Genomic DNA, 22,232 nt, shown 5'->3' with positions numbered 1-22,232 from the left:
CTAGAAGATCTTGACTAACAAATTATAAACTTATTATTAAGCCTTACAAATTGTAAGGCTTTTTTATTATTTTCAACAAATTTTTGAATTCAGTCTGCTATGCTTAAACCTATAAAGGTTGTTTTTTATTTTTCTTCTATTTTGTTTTGCGCACAGCAATCCTATGGTCAACAATCTAAATCTATATCAGGATTTATCAGAGATAGTATCAGTGGTGAAAATATCATCGGTGCTTTGGTCCGTAATGAAGCCGAAAAAAGATCTACGGCTTCCAATAAATATGGATTCTTTAGTTTATCCTTACGTGGACAGGATACTTTTCTGGAAGTTTCTTCCATGGGATACCGAACAAAAGTTTTGCCCGTTCAGGTGGGGAAGGACTCCACTTATATTGTGCAACTGGTGCCGGAAGAAAGCCAATTGGCTGAGGTTGTTGTCACCGGAAATCGGAGAAAATCAATCAAAGACCTTACGCCGGGTCTGACACAGTTTAGCCCCAAGGAGATTGAAAAAGTACCTGTATTATTTGGCGAAAAAGATATTTTAAAGACGATTCAATTGTTTCCGGGGGTGACAAGCGGCGGAGAAGGAAGTAGCAACTTTTATGTTCGTGGCGGGGGAGGAGACCAAAATCTGATCTTGTTGGATGAGGCTCCGGTTTACAACAGTTCGCACCTTTTTGGTTTCTTTTCGACATTTAATTCGGATGCCATCAAAGATGTCAATTTTTATAAGGGCGGTGTGCCGGCGCAGTATGGCGGCAAAATCTCCTCAGTCATGGAAATAACAACACTGGATGGGAATAATCAGCATTTTAATGTGGAGGGAGGATTAGGGCTGATCGCGTCGCGACTTAAGGTCGAGGGTCCTATACAGAAAGGAAAAAGCTCTTTTATGATCTCTGGCAGACGCACCTACGCTGATTTATTCCTGAAACTTTCAAGCGATGAAAATATTAAAAAGAGTGCTTTATTTTTCTATGATCTCAATGCCAAGCTAAATTATCGGGTCGACGATAAAAATACCCTTTACTTATCGGGATATTTTGGTAAAGATGCAATGGCCTATCATGATTTATTTGATTTCAATTGGGGAAATGCGACGGGAACCATGCGTTGGAATCACGTTTGGAGCAATCGCCTATTTAGTAATACTACATTGATATTCAGTAAATTTAATTATCAAGTGAAGATTGAAGACGACAATAATTTTAAGATTCGTTCCGATATATTCAACTATAATTTTAAACAGGATTTTCAGTACAGCCTTTCGGACCGTCACAATTTAAAGTTTGGTCTGCAGGCAGCGTTACAGGAAATCCGTCCGGCAAGTATTGAAGCCGGTGAAGATTCTAAGGTAAATTCATTGCGTATTCAGCATCGCAAGGGGCTGGACATTGCTGCTTATATCTCTGATGACTGGTCGATAAATGATAAGCTTAAATTGAATTACGGTGTTAGAGCAACAGCCTACGCAACTTTAGGACCCGGCACCTTCTATACATTTGACAATGCCGGAGAAGCCGTCGATTCCACTTATGTTGGCCGTGGGGAGATGGGAAAAAAATATATCTATCTGGAACCCCGTATTTCCCTTAACTACGCCTTGAATGAATCGACAACATTCAAAGCTTCGTATAATACGAATGTTCAGTATTTGCATCAGTTGAGCAATACAACAAGTAGTCTCCCGACAGATCAATATGTATTGAGCAATAATACCATCAAACCGCAGTTGTCTAACCAGTATTCGCTGGGCTATTTCAGGAATTTCGTGTCCAATCGATATGAATTTTCTGTAGAGGGTTATTACAGAGACCTTAAAAATCAGATCGACTATAGGAATGGGGCCGATCTCCAGGCCAATGAACTTTTGGACGGGGAGCTCTTATTTGGAAAAGGCAGGGCGTATGGTGTCGAGTGGTTTATAAAGAAACGACTGGGGCGGTTGAATGGCTGGATCAGCTATACGCTATCCAAAAGTGAAAGACAGTTTGAACAGATCAATGATGGGCAATGGTTTAACGCGCGTCAGGATAAAACTCATAACATCGCTGTCGTGGCACAGTATCAATTGAATCCCAAATGGAATCTAAGTGCAAACTTTGTCTATTATACTGGTGATGCCGTAACAATGCCTGCCGGAAAATATTTTGTTGATGATAGGACGATCTTCTACTATGATAAGCGAAATGGCCAACGTATGCCTGCATATCATCGTTTAGACCTTGCTGCGACCTATGATATCAAACGTACAAAAAATACGTATTCCAGTTTATCTTTCGGGATTTATAATGCCTATAATCGCAAAAATGCTTATTTGATTGACTTTAGGGAGAAAGAAGGACAATCCAATATAACCGAAATTTATAGGATTGCATTATTTGGCACAATACCTTCAGTCACCTGGAACTTTAAATTTTAGCACAACATGAGAAAGATATTGGCATTAATAGCCTTAACCTGGATAACCTTGGTCAGTTGTGAAGATAAAATTGACCTTAACCTGCCCGAAAATACGGGGCAGATTGTAATTACGGCGGACCTAATGGTGTCAGACCAACAACATGAGATCAGCATACAAAAAGTAGTCGGTCTAAAGGAATCTATGTTGACTCCCATAACAGACGCGGAAGTCTTCGTAAGAAGCCTGCAAAATAATCGGATTTATACCTTTTCGCCCGGTGCAAATGGTGTGTATACCAATAAGACATTGCGATTACAGGAAAAAGCCAGCTATCAACTGTATGTAAAGACGGCCGATGGAAAAGAAATTGAAGGAACTTCGACAGTGCCGAGCTATGTTGATGTTGATTCGATCGGCCTATCGGAGCGCATCATATTTACGGATACCATTTATTATCCAACTTTAGTCTTTAATGATCCGCAGGAAAAGGGAAACTACTACAAGTACAAGATGTCCGTAAACGGAGGAGAATTACGTTTTATTGATGTATTTGATGATAAGTATAATAATGGACTGCAAGTACAGCACGATATTATTGATCGGGATAGAGATCTTAAACTCGGAGATCGCGTCCGTATTTTGCGTCAATGCATTGATGTCGGTGCATACAATTATTGGAATAGCTTCCAGATGATCAATCCCGGAGCAGCCTCACCTTCGAATCCAATTTCAAATCTGTCTAATAATGTCTTGGGATACTTCAGCGTCAGTGTCGGAAAATATTATGAATCTGAAGTGGTGTTGTCAAGAACCAGACCATAATCTTCATTCGAATCTTTCTATTTGGTATTGATTTGCCAGGAGAAATTCGATCGTTTTAGGTAGCGCATATTCAACACGGGGAATGGCTTTGATATTGTCATGAAAGATAATAACAGAGCCATTCTGTATATTGGGAATGACGTTCTGAAGGCATTTTTCGGGACTTAAACTTTGATCAAAATCTCCGGACATGACATCCCACATCACCACGCGATAATTATTATATAACTTTTTGAGCTGTGATTTTTTTGCTTTGGCATAAGGAGGCCGAAAGAGGTCCGTTTGTGTTAGTTCCTGACATTGAGCTACATTATTAATATAGGAATCATCATCTGTATCCCAGCCTTTGAGATGATTGTAGGTATGGTTGCCAACTTGATGTCCTTCTTGTAAAATTCTTTGGAACAAATGTGGATTTTTTTTAATATTTTCACCAACACAAAAAAATGTTGCCTTGACCTGATATTTTTTTAGGATATCGAGTATAAAAGGTGTAATTTCAGGAATTGGACCATCATCAAACGTGAGATAGACTTTTTTTTCCGACCTCGGCATATGCCAGATCGATCTGGGATAAAGCCAACGCAGGAAAAAAGGGGATTTGACAAAATACATAACCGATAAATGAAGTTCAAATCTATAAAAATAGTATGGTTCTACATATGAACATGAAAAGATTTTATTATTCTGCAGTAATTTTTACTGGTTTTTTTCTGGGAACGAACAACCTGATCCAAGCCCAGCAGGTCGTTGGGGTAGCCGAGGCCATACGCATGACATTGGAACGTAATGTCCAAATAAAGCAAGCCGAGTTGAGCAAAGATCTCGCTTCGCAGGACTTGTTTCAAGCCAAAAGTAATTTATTACCAGACTTAGGTGTCTCTGTTGATCAAAATTTCCGTTACGGCTTTGCCTTCGATTTGACTTCGGCGCAAATTGTCAACAATGCTTGGACCAGAACAACCAATGGGTCCATAGGATCCCAAGTGAACATATTTCAGGGTTTTCAACAGGTCAATCAAATAAAGGTTAATAAATTGCAGTTGGAGTCTGCTGCTACACAGGTGGATAAGATTAAAAATGACCTTGTTTTAAATGTCTTAGTGAATTATTTGGAAGCCATTACAAACCATGAGTTGATGGTGGCTAGTGAGGATCAGATTGCCTTATCGAAACAACAATTTTTGTTAGATTCTATTCAATTTTCTGTTGGAAATAAGACTATCGCTGATCTCGCAAAGTCAAAGAATCAGGTTGCTTCAAACGAATTGAATAAAGTCAATTTAAAGAATTCATATGAAATGTCGCTGTTAACTTTGAAACAATTGATGGAAATGCCTTCTGAAACTGTTATTTCTCTCGAACGTCCAAGTTTAGAAGCTGTCTTGGTGAACGCAGAAGATAAAAATGCCATGGATGTATATCAAAAAGCATTAACGCGACAACCAGATATCCATAAATCTGCTTTGGATAAGGATGCAGCATTAAAACAAATTGATATCGCCAAAGGGGGGTATTATCCAGCACTCAATTTGAGTGTGAGCTATGGTACAAATTATTCTTCGGCAACAACTAGGCAAACAGATCCATTAGATATCAAAACGAGATACCGTGTACCTTTTAGCACACAAATATCGGAAAACAAATCATTTTTTACCGGCTTATCACTTACTGTTCCAATTTTTTCCAAAAACCAGAATAAGGTCAATGTTGCAAAAGCTAAGATTGGCTTAAAACAGGCTGAAGCAGCTGAACAATTGGCAAAAAATAATTTAAATAAAGCTGTTAACCAAGCAGTATTGGACGTCAATGCTGCCAAGCAAAAATACACTTCGGCAACGGCGGCATTCGAAAGCGCCGAAACAGCTTACAAAGCAACTAAAGAACGATACGATATTGGTATGGCAAATTCATTGGAACTGTTTACCGCGCAGACAGAACGTAACAAAGCTGAATTTGACTTAATTCAGGCAAAATATAACGTAATATTCAGATCTAAGATTATTGATTATTACTTAGGAAATCCAATTCAATTCGACAACAATTAACCTATTTGATTAACAAAGGCAATGGCAAAGAAAAAACGTAGTGTAGTAAAGATTCTATTAATAGTAGTAGCGCTTCTGGCAATTTTTGTTTTTGTCGGCTTTAAGGCCGGCTGGTTTGGAAAAGGGGATATAACCAAAGTCGCTGTAGATGTGGTAAAAGATATGGATGTGGATGAATTGGTATCTGCCAGCGGGAAAATACAACCTGAAATAGAAGTTAAGCTGAGTTCTGAGGTTTCGGGTGAGGTTGTAGAACTGAATATCAAAGAAGGTGACTTTGTAAAAAAAGGACAGGTACTCTGTCGGATCAAACCGGATATCTTGCAATCTGGATACGATCGCTCTGTGGCAGCAATGAATTCGCAGCGTGCGAATCTGGCTGCGGCACAACAACAGCTCAAACAACAGGAGGAAAATTTCAAAAATGTAGCGGCAACGTACAAGAGAAACCAGGAACTTTTTGAAAAGAGAGTTATATCAGCGGCTGAAATGGATAAGAGTTCTTCGGAATACTTTTCGACTCTTGCAGCTATCCAGGCACAAAGGGAGACTGTCCGATCGACCAGATATGGTATCGATCAATCTCAAGCCTCTGTCAAGGAAGCGCAGGACAACCTCAACCGAACAACGATTTATGCACCAACGGATGGTATTATCTCTTTATTGTCCATAGAGCAAGGTGAACGTGTCGTTGGAACGGCGCAGATGGCAGGTACTGAAATTATGCGTATCGCCAATATGTCTTCGATGGAGGTAAATGTGGATGTCAACGAGAACGACATCAATAACGTGAGAGTGGGAAATCAAGCCGAAATCGAAGTGGATGCTTTTCAAGATAGAAAGTTCAAAGGTATTGTTACGGAAATCGCAAGTTCATCAAAAAATATAGCAACGACAACTGCAGCAACATCTTCTACAGATCAAGTCACAAATTTTAACGTAAAGGTTCGCATTAGCGCAGAATCTTATCAAGATTTGGTTAAAGAGAACGTAGCTTCTCCTTTCAAGCCGGGATTATCTGCTACTGTACAGATTTTCACAAAACATGCGAAAGGTTTGGTCGTGCCCATACAGTCTGTTACTGTAAGATCCGATGATAAAGATTCGACCAATACAAATAAGAAAATACAAGAATATGTATTTATCTTAAACGGTGAAGCTGTCAAACAAGTGCCAGTTAAAACGGGGATCCAAGATGATAAGAACATTATTATCCTTACGGGGCTGAAAAAGGGAGATCAGGTTGTTTCTCGGCCATTTGACGCTATTTCCAAAACTTTAAAAGATGGAAGTAAAGTGGAAAAAGTAGATAAATCGGCACTATAAAATTATAACGGTATTAATATTTAACAAAGGGAGGTGTTTTTTAAACATCTCCCTTTTTATTTTCCTTCTAATTTATTAAATTTATAAAACCAAACCATTAACGGCTTATGAAAAGGCTATGGACTTATTTGAGATTTAATAAAACAGAGCAAAATGGTTTTTTTGTTGTATTGGTGTTAATCATTTTGTTTAGTATTGTGTATTCTTTGGTTCGTCGGAATGATAAAAAGGATCCAATAGCACATCAGGTGCGGGTTTTTGAACAGTCCTTTCATGACTCAACCGGTCTTGTTGATTATCAAAATAAGAAATATTCTGGTGCCGATGTTGATTTGGAAAAAAAAGTAGCTGTCGTAGAACCGGGGGCCGAAAGTAAAGAAAGGAGTACGAAGCTATTCTATTTTGACCCCAATAATTTACCTCCGGATGATTGGCAGAAACTCGGACTGTCTGCCAAGCAAATTGCAGTGATCAAGAATTACGAAAGAAAAGGTGGTCGTTTTAGAGAGAAAAGCGATGTCAAAAAGATGTACTCGATCAATGAACAACTGTATAGCAAACTTGAACCATATATTCGTATAAAAAAGGAAGCCGCAACAGAAAATGGAACAGATAAAACGACCTTATTGTATGATAAATTTGAAACCAATAAAGCTGAACAAATAGATATCAATACCTGTGATACAAACGCATTGATGAGTTTGAAGGGGATCGGGGCTATCCTTTCTAAGCGTATATTAAAATATAAGGAAGTACTTGGCGGTTTTTGTCGTATAGAGCAATTGAAAGAAGTGTATGGTGTCACTTCCGAAACATATGACCTGATTAAGGATAACGTTATGGTGTCTAATTTAGAAGGAATCAAAAAAATCAATATTAACCAGATTGATGCGAATTCATTGGGCAAACATCCGTATCTTAGCCCGAAGGATGCGAAATTAATAGTCAATTACCGTGATCAACATGGTAATTACACTAATATAGAGGATCTTACCAAGATAGGTACGCTTTCAGATCTTGCTATTGCTAAAATCGCGCCGTATTTAATATTTGAGAATGATTCAAGATAAATTGAAATTGGAAATCCGGGATATAGTGGATTTTCCTAAACCGGGTATTGTATTTAAAGATATTACCCCCTTGTTGAAAGACGCTGCGCTATGCAATGAAATGATCGACGCGATTATTGACCAACTTCAAGGAATAGAAATTGATGCCATTGCGGGTATTGAAAGCCGCGGATTTCTTTTTGGATTTTTACTGGCCAACCGATTGGGCTTACCTTTTATTCCGATCCGTAAACAAGGCAAATTACCCTTTAAAACGATTTCTGAATCTTATGCACTGGAATATGGTCAGGCAACCATTGAGATTCATGAGGATGCCTTTGAGCGGGGGAGTCGTATTTTGATCCATGATGATCTTTTGGCAACAGGGGGAACTGTTGTGGCGGCTAGTAAGCTTATTGAAAAATTGGGCGGAGTGATCGCTGCCTATAGCTTCATTATCTCATTGGACTTTCTCAAAGCAAAAGGCCGGTTATCTCGCTTTAGTGATACAATCTGTTCACTAGTGAGCTATTAATACAGAATATAACTGTTGATTTAGACGATATCACATGATACTCTTCGCAAATGCTAAAATAAATATTGGACTGCAAGTGATTGCCAAGCGGCCAGATGGTTACCATGAATTGAATAGTGTATTCTATCCGCTACCGCTCTATGACATTATAGAGCTGCTGGAGACAGATAAGCAACAATCGACATTGACAGTTCAGGGGGAACGTATCCCCGGAGATCAGGCCGACAATCTCTGCTTACGGGCTCATGCGCTGTTAAAAAAAGAATTTGATATTCCTTCCGTCACGATTGATTTAATCAAACAGATTCCGATCGGAGCTGGGCTTGGAGGAGGATCTGCAGATGCATCTTTTGTTTTGAAAGGGCTTAGTGAATTGTTTAAATTAAACTTAACAGATCTACAATTAAAAGGATATGCAGCACAATTAGGCGCGGATTGCCCATTCTTTATTGGAAATACGCCTGTATTTGCGACTGGAATCGGGACAGATTTTAAGCTGGTATCGCTTGACCTAAGTGAATACTATATCGCCGTTATTATGCCTGATATTCATATCTCAACTGCTGAGGCGTACAAGGGTGTGAAGCCAAAGGCTTCGGATGTCAACCTGGAGGAAGCGATCCGTTTACCCATTCAGGAGTGGAAGTTCCTGATTCGAAATGATTTTGAAGATGATATTTTTGATAACCATCCTTTATTGAAAGAGATCAAAGAAGCATTGTATCAGAAAGGGGCGATATATGCCTCCATGTCCGGCTCCGGTGCTGCCATTTATGGTATTTTCTGGGAAAAAACAGATCTAAGTGAGTTTTCCCGATATGGAAAGATTTATTATCCGGTTGCGCTAACGCAATAATATCATTTTAAAGAAAAAATAAGCCATACCTAGCGAAATGTATGGCTTATTACTTTTCAGCTTGATGCTATTAATATTCTTCTTCTACCTTATAGTCTAATAATTCACGGGCTTCTTTAAGAACTTTTTCTTTTCTGTCTTTGTTGAGTCCTAGAAAATCAAGTTTTTCAGGATTGTTTACAATATCTTTTACGAGGATCACCTGATTTTTTAATAGCTGCTGTTCCTCCAGGTCCGAAAGCGTCGTCAAACAGGTGATAGGGTAAAAGACCGCCTTGTCGACTCTTCTTTTGATACTATTTTCTTTCGGATAATCCCAGGATAGCAGATTGATGCCATAATACTCTGCAAAATCAATGGAATCTGTTGTAAAATAGGCGTTCGTAATCAACCAGCCTTCCTGAAATTGCAATTTTTTACCGAAAAACTCGTAATCAATCCCGCTGATATCTTTAAATCTTGACAGGTAATACATTGCTGTGGTGACGGAAATCTTAGCATCAATATCATTTCTAAATTTACATTCTGCTGTCATTAATTTACCATCCTTATACGCGACGACATCCAACTCGTGGGAAACGGCATGCCCCTGTACCGTTTGTCCGGTGGTGCTTTCGTAACCGATGGAGCGCAGCAGATGTGCAATATATTTTTCAAAATAAAAACCCTCTGGTCCCAGATCGCGTAGCGCTTTCTTTAGGCTGTAGCGTGCAGCAAATGAGCTACGAACTGTTTTCAGCGTATCGAATGCCAGTTGATACAACTCTCTCGTGGAAATACCATCATATATTTCACTGATAACACGAGCGTATACTTGGTTTACCTGCTCCATATTTGCTCCCGAACGGGAAAGGGAGTGCTTTAAGGCCTCACCGTTAAAAGGTACTAATTCACCGGAATATTTTTTGACTTGCATGGACATTGAATTTGATAAATACGAATATAAGCGATGTGATCGGAGAAATCACATAAAAAACTATTATTCTATATGTAAACTTTTTTGGGGCATCATTTGTTTACATTAAGAAACAATACTTAAATATAGATAATTATGAGTAACCTATTGACATTTGCATTTGACAAGATTAAAGCTAAGATAAAGGATGACTGTATTGAAGAGAATATTGGAGCTTCCGAACGTGTATTATCTGTAATTGCCGGTGGCTTTATTTTAGGGTTGGGAGTTAAAAAGCTTTTTAAATCACCACTGACGGGGATTTCGGGTTTGACACTTGGCGGGACACTAATTTATCGTGGCGTGACGGGGCATTGTGACGTAAAAAAAATGCTGGAAGATAAGGATGTTAAAAAGGTGGAAGTAATCGAACATCGTTATTTTGTTAAATAGCAATGGATGGCGGGTTTTTCGTTAAAAAAAGCTGAACAAGGATTCGTGAAGTTGCAATGCACATGGATTCACTTTTGTTACAGCTGAACGATAGCAGGAATGCCGGATATGAAAGAAAAAACCGGAGTTCGAAAAGATAATTTCGGACTCCGGTTTTTCCAGCCTCATGAATTAATCAGCTAGTTTTATACGTTAAAACGGAAGTGCATAATGTCTCCATCTTGCACGATATAAGTTTTTCCCTCTACGGCTAATTTCCCAGCCTCTTTTACAGCACTTTCTGAACCTAAAGTAACAAAGTCGTCGTATTTGATCACCTCAGCGCGAATAAATCCTTTCTCAAAGTCCGTGTGAATAACACCTGCTGCCTGAGGGGCAGTAAAACCGTTTTCAATCGTCCAAGCGCGTACTTCCTGAACACCAGCAGTAAAGTAGGTAGCTAAATTCAATAGTGAATAGGCCGCTCTAATCAATTTGTGAACACCGGATTCTTCCAAACCAAGATCATCCAAAAACATCTTGCGTTCTTCATAGCTCTCTAATTGCGCAATTTCAGATTCAATTTGCGCGGATATGATCAAGACTTCGGCTTTCTCATCTTTGACCGCTTCTTTTACACGCTCCACATAAGCATTGCCTGTATTGACAGATCCTTCGTCGACATTACATACATACAGTACAGGTTTCGCTGTTAATAAAGCCAAGTCTTGAATAAATTCAAAATCTTCGGCTTCAATCGGAGCTGTACGGGCTGATTTACCTGATTCCAGATGTTCTTTGACAACGGAAAGTATATCAAAAGTCTTTTTTGCATCTTTATCACCGCCAGTTTTTGCCATTTTCTCTACTTTTTGGATACGTTTTACCACAGTATCCAAATCCTTTAGCTGCAATTCTGTATCGATGATTTCTTTATCTCTGATCGGATCTACAGAACCATCCACATGAATGACATTTCCATCGTCAAAACATCTCAAAACGTGAATGATCGCATTGGTGGTACGAATATTTCCTAAGAACTGGTTCCCTAATCCTTCTCCTTTTGACGCTCCCTTCACCAATCCCGCGATATCGACGATTTCAATGGTATTGGGAACGATACGTTGTGGATTGACTAACTCAGCTAATTTATTTAGACGGGCATCCGGTACGGTAATTACCCCAACATTTGGTTCAATTGTACAAAATGGAAAGTTTGCTGCCTGTGCTTTCGCATTCGACAGACAGTTAAATAATGTTGATTTACCAACGTTTGGTAAACCTACGATACCGCATTGTAAAGCCATATATAGTGCAAATTTTTGAAATTGCACAAAGATAGAAAATTCACTGTAATTTTTAACTATCTTGTGGTATGCTTCAGTGGTACAAAATTGATGAGGCCCAATTTTTAAAGGATAAGGGGATAACCGAACATAAGTTTGGCGGAAAAACCATTTGCCTGACTTGGTTTGAAGAGCAATTGCATGCATTTTCCAGAAAATGTCCGCATGCGGGAGCTCCTTTGAAAAACGGCTGGTGTGAGCGGGGCAAAGTAATCTGTCCCTTTCATCGGCATGAATTTGATCTTGTGACGGGAAAAGGGGCCCCTGCTCAACATGACTTTATTCATATTTATCCTATTAAACAGGAGGGCGGCGCCCATTTTGTAGGCATTGAGAAAGGTTTTTGGCAAAATTTTCTCCCTTCTAAAAGTAACTAAAGTATCATATCTCCCGATGTAATCGCATATCTAAGTAGTAAATAAGTATATTTGCTTTCGAAAACAAATTAAAAACATGCAGGGGAAAAAGATTGGTATAATAGGTAGCGGGAGCTGGGCGACAGCGATGATCAAGATGCTATGCGAAAATGACCAAGACAAACATATTTTTTGGTGGATTAGAAAAGAGGAAGATGCAGAATATATTCAAAAGTTTAAACACAACCCAACCTATTTGAGTGGCGTTGCTGTCGATTTGAGTATTACCAGCATTGATACCAATGCAAAAAATGTAGTTGCCAATTCAGATATTGTTATTTTAAATACGCCGGCTGCCTATTTAAAAGATGCATTGAGTGGTATCACCAAGGAAGATTTCAAAGATAAAATAGTAGTATCAGCCATCAAGGGGATTATTCCTAAGGATAACTTGATCATCGGTGAGTTTTTGGAACAGCGCTATGACATCGATATAAGGCAGATCTGCGTGGTAGGTGGTCCTTGTCATGCCGAAGAAGTGGCGCTGGGTAAGCTGTCTTACCTGACATTTGGCTGCAAAAATCTCGATAATGCTGCCTTGGTTGCTTCGCTTTTATCTTCTCGGGTTATAAAAACGATCCTTTCGGAAGATATTATAGGAATAGAGTTTGGAGCCGTATTAAAGAATATTTATGCCCTTGCAGGCGGTATATGTCATGGCTTGGGCTATGGCGATAACTTTCAGGCGGTACTGGTTTCCAATGCCATTCGGGAGATGCGCCGGTTTGTCGCTAAAGTAGATGGGGACACGTCCCGGGATGTCAATACCTCTGCTTACTTAGGCGACTTGTTGGTCACAGCATATTCACAGTTCAGCCGCAACAGAACATTTGGGAATATGATCGGCAAAGGATATAGTGTGCAATCTGCCCAACTCGAAATGAATATGGTGGCTGAAGGTTATTATGCTTCGGCCTGCATTCAGGAATATGCAGAGAAGTATGCTGTGGAGTTACCTATTTGTGATGCCGTATATCAGATTTTATACGCACATCAACCCGCATCCAAAATTATTCAAGCTTTGAGTGAAAAATTAACTTAAACGTAGCGATAAAGTAAATGATAACAAAAGAAGCAATTGCTTTAGCTTATAAAGAAATTCAAGATGAAATATGCCAGGCGCTGGAGCGTTTGGATGGTTCGGCCCGATTTGAGGAAGAACTATGGGAAAGAGAAGGTGGGGGCGGCGGCCGTACGCGGATTATTCAGAACGGAAATATCCTGGAAAAAGGTGGAGTCAACTTTTCTGCTGTGCACGGGAAACTACCTGAGAGCATAAAGAAGGCTTTTGGCGTAGACGAAGATGATTTCTTTGCCACCGGAGTTTCCATTGTTATTCACCCCAATAATCCTTGGGTACCGATTATTCATATGAATATCCGGTATTTTGAATTGAATGAGGAGATGCGCTGGTTTGGCGGGGGGATTGACCTGACGCCACACTATGTGAATGAAGCGGACGCCCAGTTTTTTCATCAGCAATTAAAAACGGTCTGTGATAAACATAATCCAACTTTTTACGATGAATTTAAAAAATGGGCCGACGAGTATTTCTTCATTCGCCACCGACAAGAAACCCGTGGAATAGGCGGGGTATTCTACGATAAGTTAAATACGGCGAAAACAGGAATGTCAATGGCGGATATTTTTGCATTTTCCTGTGATTTAGGGCGTAGTTTTGCACCTACTTATACCACATTGGTCGATAAAAACAGAAATAGGGCGTACGATGAGGCACAAAAAAATTGGCAATTGATCCGCCGCGGGCGTTACGTTGAGTTTAATTTAGTCTGGGATTCCGGTACTAAATTTGGACTTGAGACAAATGGTCGAATAGAGTCCATATTGATGAGTCTACCATCCCAGGCCAATTGGGTATATGACCATCAACCTGAAGAAGGCTCCGAAGAAGCCAAGACCTTGTCCTTACTGCAAAAAGGTATTAACTGGATTTCATAAAATCGAAAAAAAACTACATGGTTTCATACCAAAAATTTACATTAGAAAACGGACTTCGTGTATTGATACACGAAGATCATAACACGGCAATGGCCTGTGTGAACATATTATACGATGTAGGCGCACGCGATGAGTCTCCGGAGCAGACGGGTTTTGCCCATTTGTTTGAGCATCTCATGTTTGGTGGTAGCGTCAATATCCCTAATTTTGATACCGAACTGCAGAAAGTCGGCGGAGAGAATAATGCCTTCACCAGCAATGATATCACCAATTACTATATTACGTTGCCTTCTTCCAATCTGGAGACTGCACTGTGGTTAGAATCCGATCGTATGTTAAGTCTGGCATTCTCACCACAGAGTCTTGAAGTGCAGCGAAATGTGGTAAGCGAAGAATTTAAACAACGCTATCTCAATCAGCCTTATGGTGATGCCTGGCTCAAGCTGCGCCCTCTGGCTTATAAGGTGCACCCGTATCGTTGGGCTACTATTGGGAAAGAACTAAAACATATCGAAGATGCAACCATGGCGGATGTCAAGGCCTTCTTCAAACTACACTATAATCCGCAGAGTGCGATTATGGTGATTTCGGGAGATGTTTATTATGAAGAAGTAAAATCTTTGGTTGAAAAATGGTTTGCCGATATCGAACCCGGTCAAAAATATCACCGCCAGTTGCCACAGGAGCCTGTACAACAGGAATTAAGAAGGGAGACCGCTTTTGCTCCGGTACCTTTAGATGCGCTCTATATGGCTTTTCATGGTCCAGCACGACTTGAAGAAGGCTATTTTGCCATGGATTTACTTTCGGATATCCTGTCCAGAGGCTCTTCATCGAGACTGTATCGCAGACTGGTGAAAGGGGAACAGGTTTTTAGCGAATTAAATGCCTACGTAATGGGTAGTATTGACAATAACTTGTTTGTGATCGAAGGTAAACCATCCGAAGGAATAACATTGGAAGAAGCGGAACGTGCCGTATGGGGAGAGCTCGATTTATTGAAAAAAGAATTGGTATCTAAGGCAGAACTGGAAAAAGTAAAAAATAAAATCGAGTCGACAAATGTGTTTGCTGAGCTGTCCATCTTGGATAAGGCAATGAATTTGGCGTTCCATGAATTGCTCGGTGACGCCAACGGTATCAATACAGAAGTATCAAAATATCTGGCTGTAACGGCTGAGGAGGTGCAGCAGCAAGCAAGAGCTATTTTTAACCCTGAAAACGCATCAATATTAATGTATAAAGCACAAGAGGAGGAGATACGTCATGTTGGATAGAACAAAAGCGCCCGAATTCCGCGAAATCGCTCATATAAGCTTGAAGCAACCAGTCAAAAAACAGTTTGCAAACGGCTTACCTGTATATGTGTTTCATTCGCCCGAACAAGAACTTGTCCGTATTGAATGGATTTTTGAGAATAAGTATCTAGATGAACAAAATGAAAATCCGCTACTAAATAGTGCATTATGTGCATTGCTCAAAGAGGGGACAACGACGATGTCAAGTGCGGAGATTGCTGACAAGGTCGATTTTTATGGTGCGTTTCTTGTTCCCGAATATTCTTTCGACGTGACGTCTTTGTCGTTGTATACATTGAATCGACATAGCAAAGTGTTGTTACCCTTAGTAAAAGATATTTTAACGGAAGCATCGATTCCGCAGGAGGAGCTCGATACTTACCTTCGTAATAATAAGCAAAAGTTTCAGGTATCTATTCAAAAAAATGACTACCTGGCGCGACGCAAGTTCTACAACCTGATCTTCGGTGAAAATAATCGTTATGGACGTACACCAAAACTTGACGATTATGACGCCATTAACCGTGAGCAATTGACGGCACTGTATCGCAAAGAAATCGTACCTAATAATTGTACCTTGATTGTTTCAGGCAATGTTTCTAATGACCTCATCAACGAGCTGGAACAGATCTTTGGCTTTGAGTGGCAAGGACCTGAGGCAGCAGCTCTTGCTGCGAGTCCCATATTGATTCAGGAGTCAAGCGGTTTAGCTTACGAAGAAAAAGAAAATGCGTTACAATCGGCTATTCGTTTGGGAAGTCAGACAATTTCGAGAATGCATCCGGATTATCCGGCACTACAGTTTGTTAATACACTGTTAGGCGGTTTTTTTGGTTCAAGGCTGATGCGCAATATACGCGAGGAAAAAGGTTATACCTATAGTATCGGATCGGCTGTGGCCACGTTAAAACATACGGGTTTCTTAACCATTGCTACAGAAGTTGGTGTTGATGTAACCAATGCAACTTTAGTCGAGATAGAGAAGGAGATCAGTCTGCTGAAGACCACACTGGCTTCGGAAGAGGAAGTGGATTTGGTGAAAACGTATATGGAAGGATCTCTATTGGGATCATTGGAGAGTATATTTTCTCATGCTGATAAATTCAAGAGTGTTTTGTTGAACGACATGAGCCTAACGTATTATTCTTATTACATGGAGCAAGTTAAAAATATGACGCCCGAAAAGGTTCGTGATATTGCTGATAAATACCTTGATTTTGAGCAAATGGTAAAGGTTGTTGTGGGTAAATTCAACCAATTCGAACCGATTCATCAAGCGGTTGTAAATTAAATTTCACAGACTACAAAAATCAAATCCAACTTTGTATTTTTGGTTTTTGTTAAAAAAAGCATACGATCCAGCATGGAATTAAAATTAAAAAGACCATTGGTATTTTTCGATTTGGAGACGACAGGAGTTAATGTTGCGACCGATCGAATTGTAGAAGTATCATTTTTGAAAGTGATGCCCAGTGGTGAAGAAACAGTATATACGAAGAAAATTAATCCAGAAAGACCGATTCCTGCGGAATCAACGTTTTTTCATGGCATTCGTGACGAAGATATTAAAGATGCGCCAACATTTAAAGCAATTGCAGTAGAATTGGCCGCTTTTATTGGTGAGTCGGACTTGGCAGGATATAATTCAAATAAGTTTGACGTGCCCATGCTCATGGAAGAGTTTTTACGTGCAGGCGTAGATTTTTCTTTGGAAGGGCGTGCCTTTGTTGATGTACAGAACATCTTCCATCAAATGGAACAACGTACATTAAAGGCAGCCTATAGGTTCTATTGCGATGAGAACCTTGAAAATGCACATACCGCCGAAGCAGATGTGCGCGCTACCTATGAAGTGTTGAAAGCGCAATTGACTAAATATGAGGGCGCCGCATTCGAGGACCGTCATGGCGTGGTTTCATACCCCGTCGTCAATGATGTGGCTGCATTACATGAGTTTACAAACTTAAGTAAGCCTGTGGATTTTGCCGGACGGATTGTATATAACGAAGACGGATTGGAAACCATTAATTTTGGTAAACACAAAGGTAAGGCCATTGTAGAAGTATTTGAGCAGGAACCTAGTTATTATGCCTGGATGCAGAATGGTGATTTTCCTTTATATACCAAAAAAGTACTGGAAAATATCTGGATAAGATATAAGAAAGAAAAAAGTGAGCAAAAAGCGAAAGCGGCACCTACCCATTCGGTAGAGGATAAAAAAACTGCTAAAAAGGAGTTCAATCAGCAAAAAGAAGAGGCACCCCAAAGTATCTCGCTGGACATGCTGAAAGGATTGCAAGATAAATTTAAAAAATAACTTTATTAATAGCTTAGAAAAAGGATTATGGAATTCAAACAAGAAGTGGAGCATGTACAATGTTTGATTATTGGTTCAGGTCCAGCGGGATATACTGCAGCAATTTATGCAGCTCGTGCGGATATGAAGCCGGTAGTTTATACAGGTATTGTACCGGGGGGGCAGTTGACACAAACAACAGAAGTGGACAATTTTCCGGGATACCCAAAAGGGATTACCGGTCCAGTTATGATGGAAGATTTACGGGAGCAAGCTGAACGCTTCGGAACTTCCGTGCGCTTTGGTTATGTGACAAAAGTAGACTTTACAGGTGATGTACATCGTGTAGAAATAGACGGAACAGTACAAGTTACAGCAGACACGGTGATCATTGCCACAGGAGCAACGGCGAAGTGGCTGGGCTTGGAGTCCGAACAAAAATATAACGGTTTTGGCGTATCAGCTTGTGCTGTGTGTGATGGTTTCTTCTTTAAAAATCAGGAAGTTGCGATTGTAGGTGCCGGCGACACTGCTGCAGAAGAGGCAACTTATCTCGCAAAATTATGTTCGAAAGTACATATGTTGGTGCGTCGTGATGAATTCAGAGCTTCCAAAGCGATGGTACACCGTGTAATGAACACGCCAAATATCGAAGTACATTATAACTCCGAAGCAAAAGAAGTTTTAGGTGACGGTCAGGTAGTGACTGGAATCCGAGTGATCAACAACAAAGACCAGTCTGAAAAAGATCTGGACGTAACAGGCTTCTTCGTGGCAATCGGTCATAAACCCAATACGGAATTATTTACAGGAGTATTAGATATGGACGAAACAGGATATCTGATTACTAAGCCAGATAGTACCGCAACGAATATACCAGGAGTATTTGCCTGTGGAGATGTACAGGACAATATATTCCGTCAGGCAATTACTGCGGCCGGTACCGGTTGTATGGCAGCGCTTGAAGCAGAAAGATATCTTGCCGCCAAAGAAAGCGGAGAATAGAATGGTGAAAAATAGGGAATTCCGAATGGTAGATGTCCCCGCAAAAATAAACGGATTAACATATCTGTAGTAATGAGCCCGATTTAACATCGGGCTCATTTTTTTTCCATACAACTATTCGATTAGATGGATTCAACTTGTAAAAATAGTTTTCAAAAAGACTACTTATTTGGTAGTCTTTTTGAAAACTATTTTTATATTTGTATTGTCGTTAACAATTGGCGTTGGCAACGAACATAAAATCTAGACTACAAATTTTGAACAAGTATGAACAACGACTATCTAACCGCTTCTGTAAGCAACTGGGAAACTAGCCCGATTTCTAATTCCTTCCTTTTCATTTGTCGAATGCGAATGTGCCGTTGAGCACTTTCTTTTTTCTTGTTTATGCTTCATTAAACAAGTAATCCGAGTTTTAAAAAACAAAAGTACCAATGGCGTTGGCACTTGTTTTCGTATTCACATTAAATAGAACTGACAATGAAAAATTTCAGCGTACTCTCGTATGCTATTTTAGCCGTGCTTTTGCTGTATACCTTTGCGTCGGTACAAGCACAGCAGCCTCAACCGATCATCAACGCGTCCCTAATAGGAACGGTAATAGATGCGACAACCAAAGAGCCCATTGAAGGAGTGACCATACAATTGGAAGCTGTGACACATAGTGTAAAAACAGACCGCAATGGTAAATTCCAATTTGTCACAGGGCAGAAACTACCTTTTTCGCTTATCTTAACCTTTGTTGGTTATCAGAAGAAAAAGATCATCGTAAATACCTCACCAGCCGTTATTGAGCTTTCTCCTTCATCGGAGGATCTGGAGGAGGTCGTGGTCGTGGGTTACGGAACCCAAAAACGCCGTGATTTGACAGGAGCGGTGGCATCCTTGCCGGAAAATCTGCTCAAGCAACCTGTGTCTTCTCTTGATCAGACCCTGAAAGGCGGGATTTCTGGGGTTCAGGTTACGCAAACTTCGGGGCAGCCCGGAGGCGGCGTGAGTATCCGTATACGTGGCGGTGCATCCGTTCAGGGCGGAAATGAACCGCTATATGTCATCGATGGCTTTCCTGTCTATAATCAGACGGAAAGCACGGGCGTTGGGAGCGGAACCCCCGTGAATCCCCTGGCCAGTATTAATCCTGCGGATATTGAAAGTATTGAAGTATTAAAAGACGCTGCAGCGACAGCAATATATGGTTCACGTGGGGCAAACGGCGTCATTTTGGTGACCACCAAAAAAGGAAAAGCCGGACATGTACAGTTGAACTATGATGGTAGTATCGGTGCACAAAGTGTGCTCAAGAAAATTGACGTCTTAAATGCCCATGATTTTGCCGTTCTTCGAAACGAGGCATTGTATGATGCCAACCCTAGTTTGGGTCAAAATCAATATCGGAAACAGACAGAGCTGGATCAATTAGGGGAAGGAACAAATTGGCAAAAGGAGGCCTTTCGGACCGGGAAAATACAAAACCATCAATTGTCATTGTCCGGAGGAGCTGAGAAAGTGCAGTATTTTCTGGGGGCAAATTACTTCGATCAGGAAGGCGTCATTATAAATACAGATTTCAGACGTTTGGGATTCCGTTCGAACATCAATGCAAATCCCTTCGATCGTTTGCAGGTAGGAGCCAATTTATCGATTAATAAGACAAATGCCCAAATCGCTCCATCAGGTATCGTAAATGCACTGCTGATTATGCCGCCTACGGCTACAATATACGAGCCCAACGGCGATTACACCCTACGCAATCCCTTTGAGAACATCTTTGCTAATCCTATTGCGACATTGAAAGAAACCACAAACACATCAAATGGTTTACGTGTCTTAGGTACTTCCTTTGCACAGTACCGTATTCTGAAAGGACTACAGGCGAAAGTGCTTCTTGGGGTTGATCTTAATAACCGTAATGACAAATTCTATCTTCCGTCCTATATCTATGAAGGTGCGGGATCAAAGGGTGAGGCAAGTTTGGGAAATTTAAATGGCACTTCTTGGCTGAATGAGAATACCTTAACTTATACCGGAGTTATCGGGCAACATAATTTCAATGCGTTGCTGGGTTTTACACAGCAGGAAAATAAAAATGAAGTGTTCAGCGCCGGTGCACAGAATTTTGTCACAGACGATTTGCTTTTCAATAACCTGCAGAGTGGCTCTATCCTCACAAGACCAACCTCGGATACCTATAATTGGGTGTTGCATTCCTATTTGGCGCGGGTCAACTATAATTATGCAAATAAATATTATGTTTCGGCGAGTGTACGTCGTGACGGCAGCTCCAGATTTGGCGCTGACAATAAATGGGGAAATTTCCCCTCATTGGCGTTCTCATGGCGTATAATAAACGAGCCCTTTTTTAAACAGGTTTTCCCCGGTATTGATGATTTTAAAATACGCACTAGCTTCGGCACAACCGGAAATCAGGAGATAGGACAATATCAATCACTTTCCACCTTGTATAGTTTAAATTACCTCTTTGGAAATAACGTGATCACAGGATTTGCGTCACAACGGGTGCCGAATAAGAACCTGGGCTGGGAGACTACCTTTCAATATGATGCCGGTTTTGACCTTTCACTTTTGAGAAATCGATTACAGTTTACTGTCGACTATTATTATAAAAAGACAAAAGACCTCTTATTGAATGTGGAGATTCCCTGGACCTCAGGTTATGCCACTTCACTACAAAACTTCGGTTCTGTTTCAAATAAAGGTCTAGAGTTCGGTCTGAAATCAAAAAATCTACAGGGAAACCTCAGTTGGAATACAGATCTAAATGTCTCATTTAACCGAAATAAGGTGTTAACTATCGGTGAAGGCGCCGCGTCTTATGTTGCTGGAAACTACATTATTAAAGTTGGAGAACCTTTGGGTACTTTTTATGGGACTGTTATCGATGGTATTCTACAATCGGGTGAAGAGAATGGTAAGGGGGCGTTGACCGGGAATGCAAACCCTAAAGCCGGCGATCGCCTGTATAAGGATATCAATGGCGATGGCCAGTTTACCACTGCCAACGACCGGACAATCATCGGCAACGCGCAGCCTGATTTTATATTCGGCATCAGTAATACGCTTTCCTACAAAGGATTTGACTTATCTTTCCTGATTCAGGGAACAGTTGGCAACGACCTGCTGAATATCAACCGCCAAAACCTCGAGATGTTTACCGGTCAACAGAACGCATCGATTGATGCGCTAAACCGCTGGACAAAAGACAATCCAAGCCGGCTATATCCTAGAGCCAAACTTGACCCTGCTCCGGTATTCTCGAATCAATTTGTTGAAAGCGGAGCATTTGCGCGGCTGAAGTCGCTGCAATTTGGCTACAGCTTTCCGAAAGAATGGTTGAAAAATGCACATATTACGAATTTGAATCTATACCTGGTTGCACAAAATCTATTGACATGGACTAGCTACAGGGGATTTGACACTGAAGTAACCTCAGGTAGCAACGTACAGATTGGTACGGATGCTGGAATTTATCCGGCTGCTAAGTCTGTTTCTGTTGGTATATCCTTAACGTTCTAATTTTTACAG

At 40.5% G+C, this 22,232-nt stretch carries 19 protein-coding genes; 16 read left to right on the top strand and 3 right to left on the bottom strand.

Annotated features, from left to right (window positions below; all coding sequences use genetic code 11):
• Window positions 1-99: 99 nt before the first annotated feature.
• Together G6053_RS16365 and G6053_RS16360 are read left to right on the top strand one after the other, a co-directional pair.
• Complete coding sequence (locus G6053_RS16365; protein WP_165307202.1) at window positions 100-2,424, top strand: TonB-dependent receptor; 2,325 nt, start codon at window positions 100-102, stop codon at window positions 2,422-2,424.
• Between the two features lie 6 nt (window positions 2,425-2,430).
• On the top strand, window positions 2,431-3,228 hold the full coding sequence (locus G6053_RS16360; protein WP_165307200.1) for a DUF4249 family protein: 798 nt from the start codon (window positions 2,431-2,433) through the stop codon (window positions 3,226-3,228).
• Between the two features lie 3 nt (window positions 3,229-3,231).
• Here G6053_RS16360 and G6053_RS16355 read toward each other — a convergent pair whose 3' ends face one another.
• Window positions 3,232-3,843, bottom strand: a complete 612-nt coding sequence (locus G6053_RS16355) for a polysaccharide deacetylase family protein (protein ID WP_165307198.1) — start codon at window positions 3,841-3,843, stop codon at window positions 3,232-3,234.
• A gap of 53 nt (window positions 3,844-3,896) precedes the next feature.
• Here G6053_RS16355 and G6053_RS16350 point away from each other — a divergent pair, with 53 nt between their 5' ends.
• The 5 genes from G6053_RS16350 to ispE all read left to right on the top strand — a co-directional run bounded on the left by G6053_RS16350 (window position 3,897) and on the right by ispE (window position 9,042).
• Window positions 3,897-5,276 (top strand): TolC family protein, encoded by a 1,380-nt coding sequence (locus G6053_RS16350; protein ID WP_165307196.1) that lies wholly within the window; start codon window positions 3,897-3,899, stop codon window positions 5,274-5,276.
• A gap of 21 nt (window positions 5,277-5,297) precedes the next feature.
• Window positions 5,298-6,602 (top strand): efflux RND transporter periplasmic adaptor subunit, encoded by a 1,305-nt coding sequence (locus G6053_RS16345; RefSeq protein WP_108633800.1) that lies wholly within the window; start codon window positions 5,298-5,300, stop codon window positions 6,600-6,602.
• A gap of 107 nt (window positions 6,603-6,709) precedes the next feature.
• Window positions 6,710-7,672 carry a helix-hairpin-helix domain-containing protein gene (locus G6053_RS16340; protein WP_108633801.1) on the top strand — a complete coding sequence of 321 codons (963 nt, stop codon included), beginning with the start codon at window positions 6,710-6,712 and terminating at the stop codon, window positions 7,670-7,672.
• On the top strand, window positions 7,659-8,186 hold the full coding sequence (locus G6053_RS16335) for an adenine phosphoribosyltransferase (protein WP_108633802.1): 528 nt from the start codon (window positions 7,659-7,661) through the stop codon (window positions 8,184-8,186). The genes G6053_RS16340 and G6053_RS16335 overlap by 14 nt, the downstream gene beginning before the upstream one ends.
• Window positions 8,187-8,220: 34 nt before the next feature.
• On the top strand, window positions 8,221-9,042 hold the full coding sequence (gene ispE / locus G6053_RS16330; RefSeq protein ID WP_165307194.1) for a 4-(cytidine 5'-diphospho)-2-C-methyl-D-erythritol kinase: 822 nt from the start codon (window positions 8,221-8,223) through the stop codon (window positions 9,040-9,042).
• A 70-nt stretch (window positions 9,043-9,112) separates the two neighbouring features.
• On the opposite strand, the gene G6053_RS16325 is transcribed toward ispE, so the two are convergent.
• Window positions 9,113-9,958, bottom strand: coding sequence for an ATP cone domain-containing protein (locus G6053_RS16325; protein WP_108633804.1), 846 nt, complete (start codon window positions 9,956-9,958; stop codon window positions 9,113-9,115).
• Between the two features lie 135 nt (window positions 9,959-10,093).
• On the opposite strand from G6053_RS16325, the gene G6053_RS16320 reads away from it, so the two are divergent.
• Window positions 10,094-10,390 (top strand): DUF2892 domain-containing protein, encoded by a 297-nt coding sequence (locus tag G6053_RS16320; protein ID WP_108633805.1) that lies wholly within the window; start codon window positions 10,094-10,096, stop codon window positions 10,388-10,390.
• 185 nt (window positions 10,391-10,575) lie between these two features.
• Here G6053_RS16320 and ychF read toward each other — a convergent pair whose 3' ends face one another.
• Entirely contained in the window at window positions 10,576-11,676 is a 1,101-nt protein-coding gene (ychF, locus tag G6053_RS16315; protein WP_108633806.1) for a redox-regulated ATPase YchF, read from the bottom strand.
• Window positions 11,677-11,744: 68 nt separating this feature from the next.
• Between ychF and G6053_RS16310 the strand changes: the two genes are divergently transcribed.
• The 8 genes from G6053_RS16310 to G6053_RS16275 all read left to right on the top strand — a co-directional run bounded on the left by G6053_RS16310 (window position 11,745) and on the right by G6053_RS16275 (window position 22,223).
• The gene (locus tag G6053_RS16310) at window positions 11,745-12,092 is read left to right on the top strand and encodes a Rieske (2Fe-2S) protein (protein ID WP_108633807.1); all 348 of its coding nucleotides are present in this window, start codon (window positions 11,745-11,747) and stop codon (window positions 12,090-12,092) included.
• A 76-nt stretch (window positions 12,093-12,168) separates the two neighbouring features.
• Window positions 12,169-13,173 carry an NAD(P)H-dependent glycerol-3-phosphate dehydrogenase gene (locus G6053_RS16305; protein ID WP_108633808.1) on the top strand — a complete coding sequence of 335 codons (1,005 nt, stop codon included), beginning with the start codon at window positions 12,169-12,171 and terminating at the stop codon, window positions 13,171-13,173.
• Window positions 13,174-13,190: 17 nt separating this feature from the next.
• Window positions 13,191-14,090, top strand: a complete 900-nt coding sequence (gene hemF / locus G6053_RS16300; protein ID WP_165307192.1) for an oxygen-dependent coproporphyrinogen oxidase — start codon at window positions 13,191-13,193, stop codon at window positions 14,088-14,090.
• Window positions 14,091-14,107: 17 nt separating this feature from the next.
• Entirely contained in the window at window positions 14,108-15,367 is a 1,260-nt protein-coding gene (locus G6053_RS16295) for a pitrilysin family protein (protein ID WP_108633810.1), read from the top strand.
• The gene (locus G6053_RS16290) at window positions 15,357-16,679 is read left to right on the top strand and encodes a pitrilysin family protein (RefSeq protein WP_165307190.1); all 1,323 of its coding nucleotides are present in this window, start codon (window positions 15,357-15,359) and stop codon (window positions 16,677-16,679) included. The genes G6053_RS16295 and G6053_RS16290 overlap by 11 nt, the downstream gene beginning before the upstream one ends.
• A gap of 72 nt (window positions 16,680-16,751) precedes the next feature.
• On the top strand, window positions 16,752-17,705 hold the full coding sequence (locus G6053_RS16285; protein ID WP_165307188.1) for a 3'-5' exonuclease: 954 nt from the start codon (window positions 16,752-16,754) through the stop codon (window positions 17,703-17,705).
• A gap of 27 nt (window positions 17,706-17,732) precedes the next feature.
• A complete protein-coding gene (trxB, locus tag G6053_RS16280) occupies window positions 17,733-18,689 on the top strand; it encodes a thioredoxin-disulfide reductase (RefSeq protein ID WP_108633813.1) in 957 nt (318 codons plus the stop codon).
• Between the two features lie 480 nt (window positions 18,690-19,169).
• Window positions 19,170-22,223 carry a TonB-dependent receptor gene (locus G6053_RS16275; protein WP_165307186.1) on the top strand — a complete coding sequence of 1,018 codons (3,054 nt, stop codon included), beginning with the start codon at window positions 19,170-19,172 and terminating at the stop codon, window positions 22,221-22,223.
• Window positions 22,224-22,232: the final 9 nt, after the last annotated feature.

This window comes from Sphingobacterium sp. DR205 (assembly GCF_011064245.1).
Lineage (GTDB): Bacteria > Bacteroidota > Bacteroidia > Sphingobacteriales > Sphingobacteriaceae > Sphingobacterium > Sphingobacterium athyrii.
Note: the sequence above shows the minus strand (reverse complement) of the source record. Positions and strands in the feature narration are given on the sequence as shown.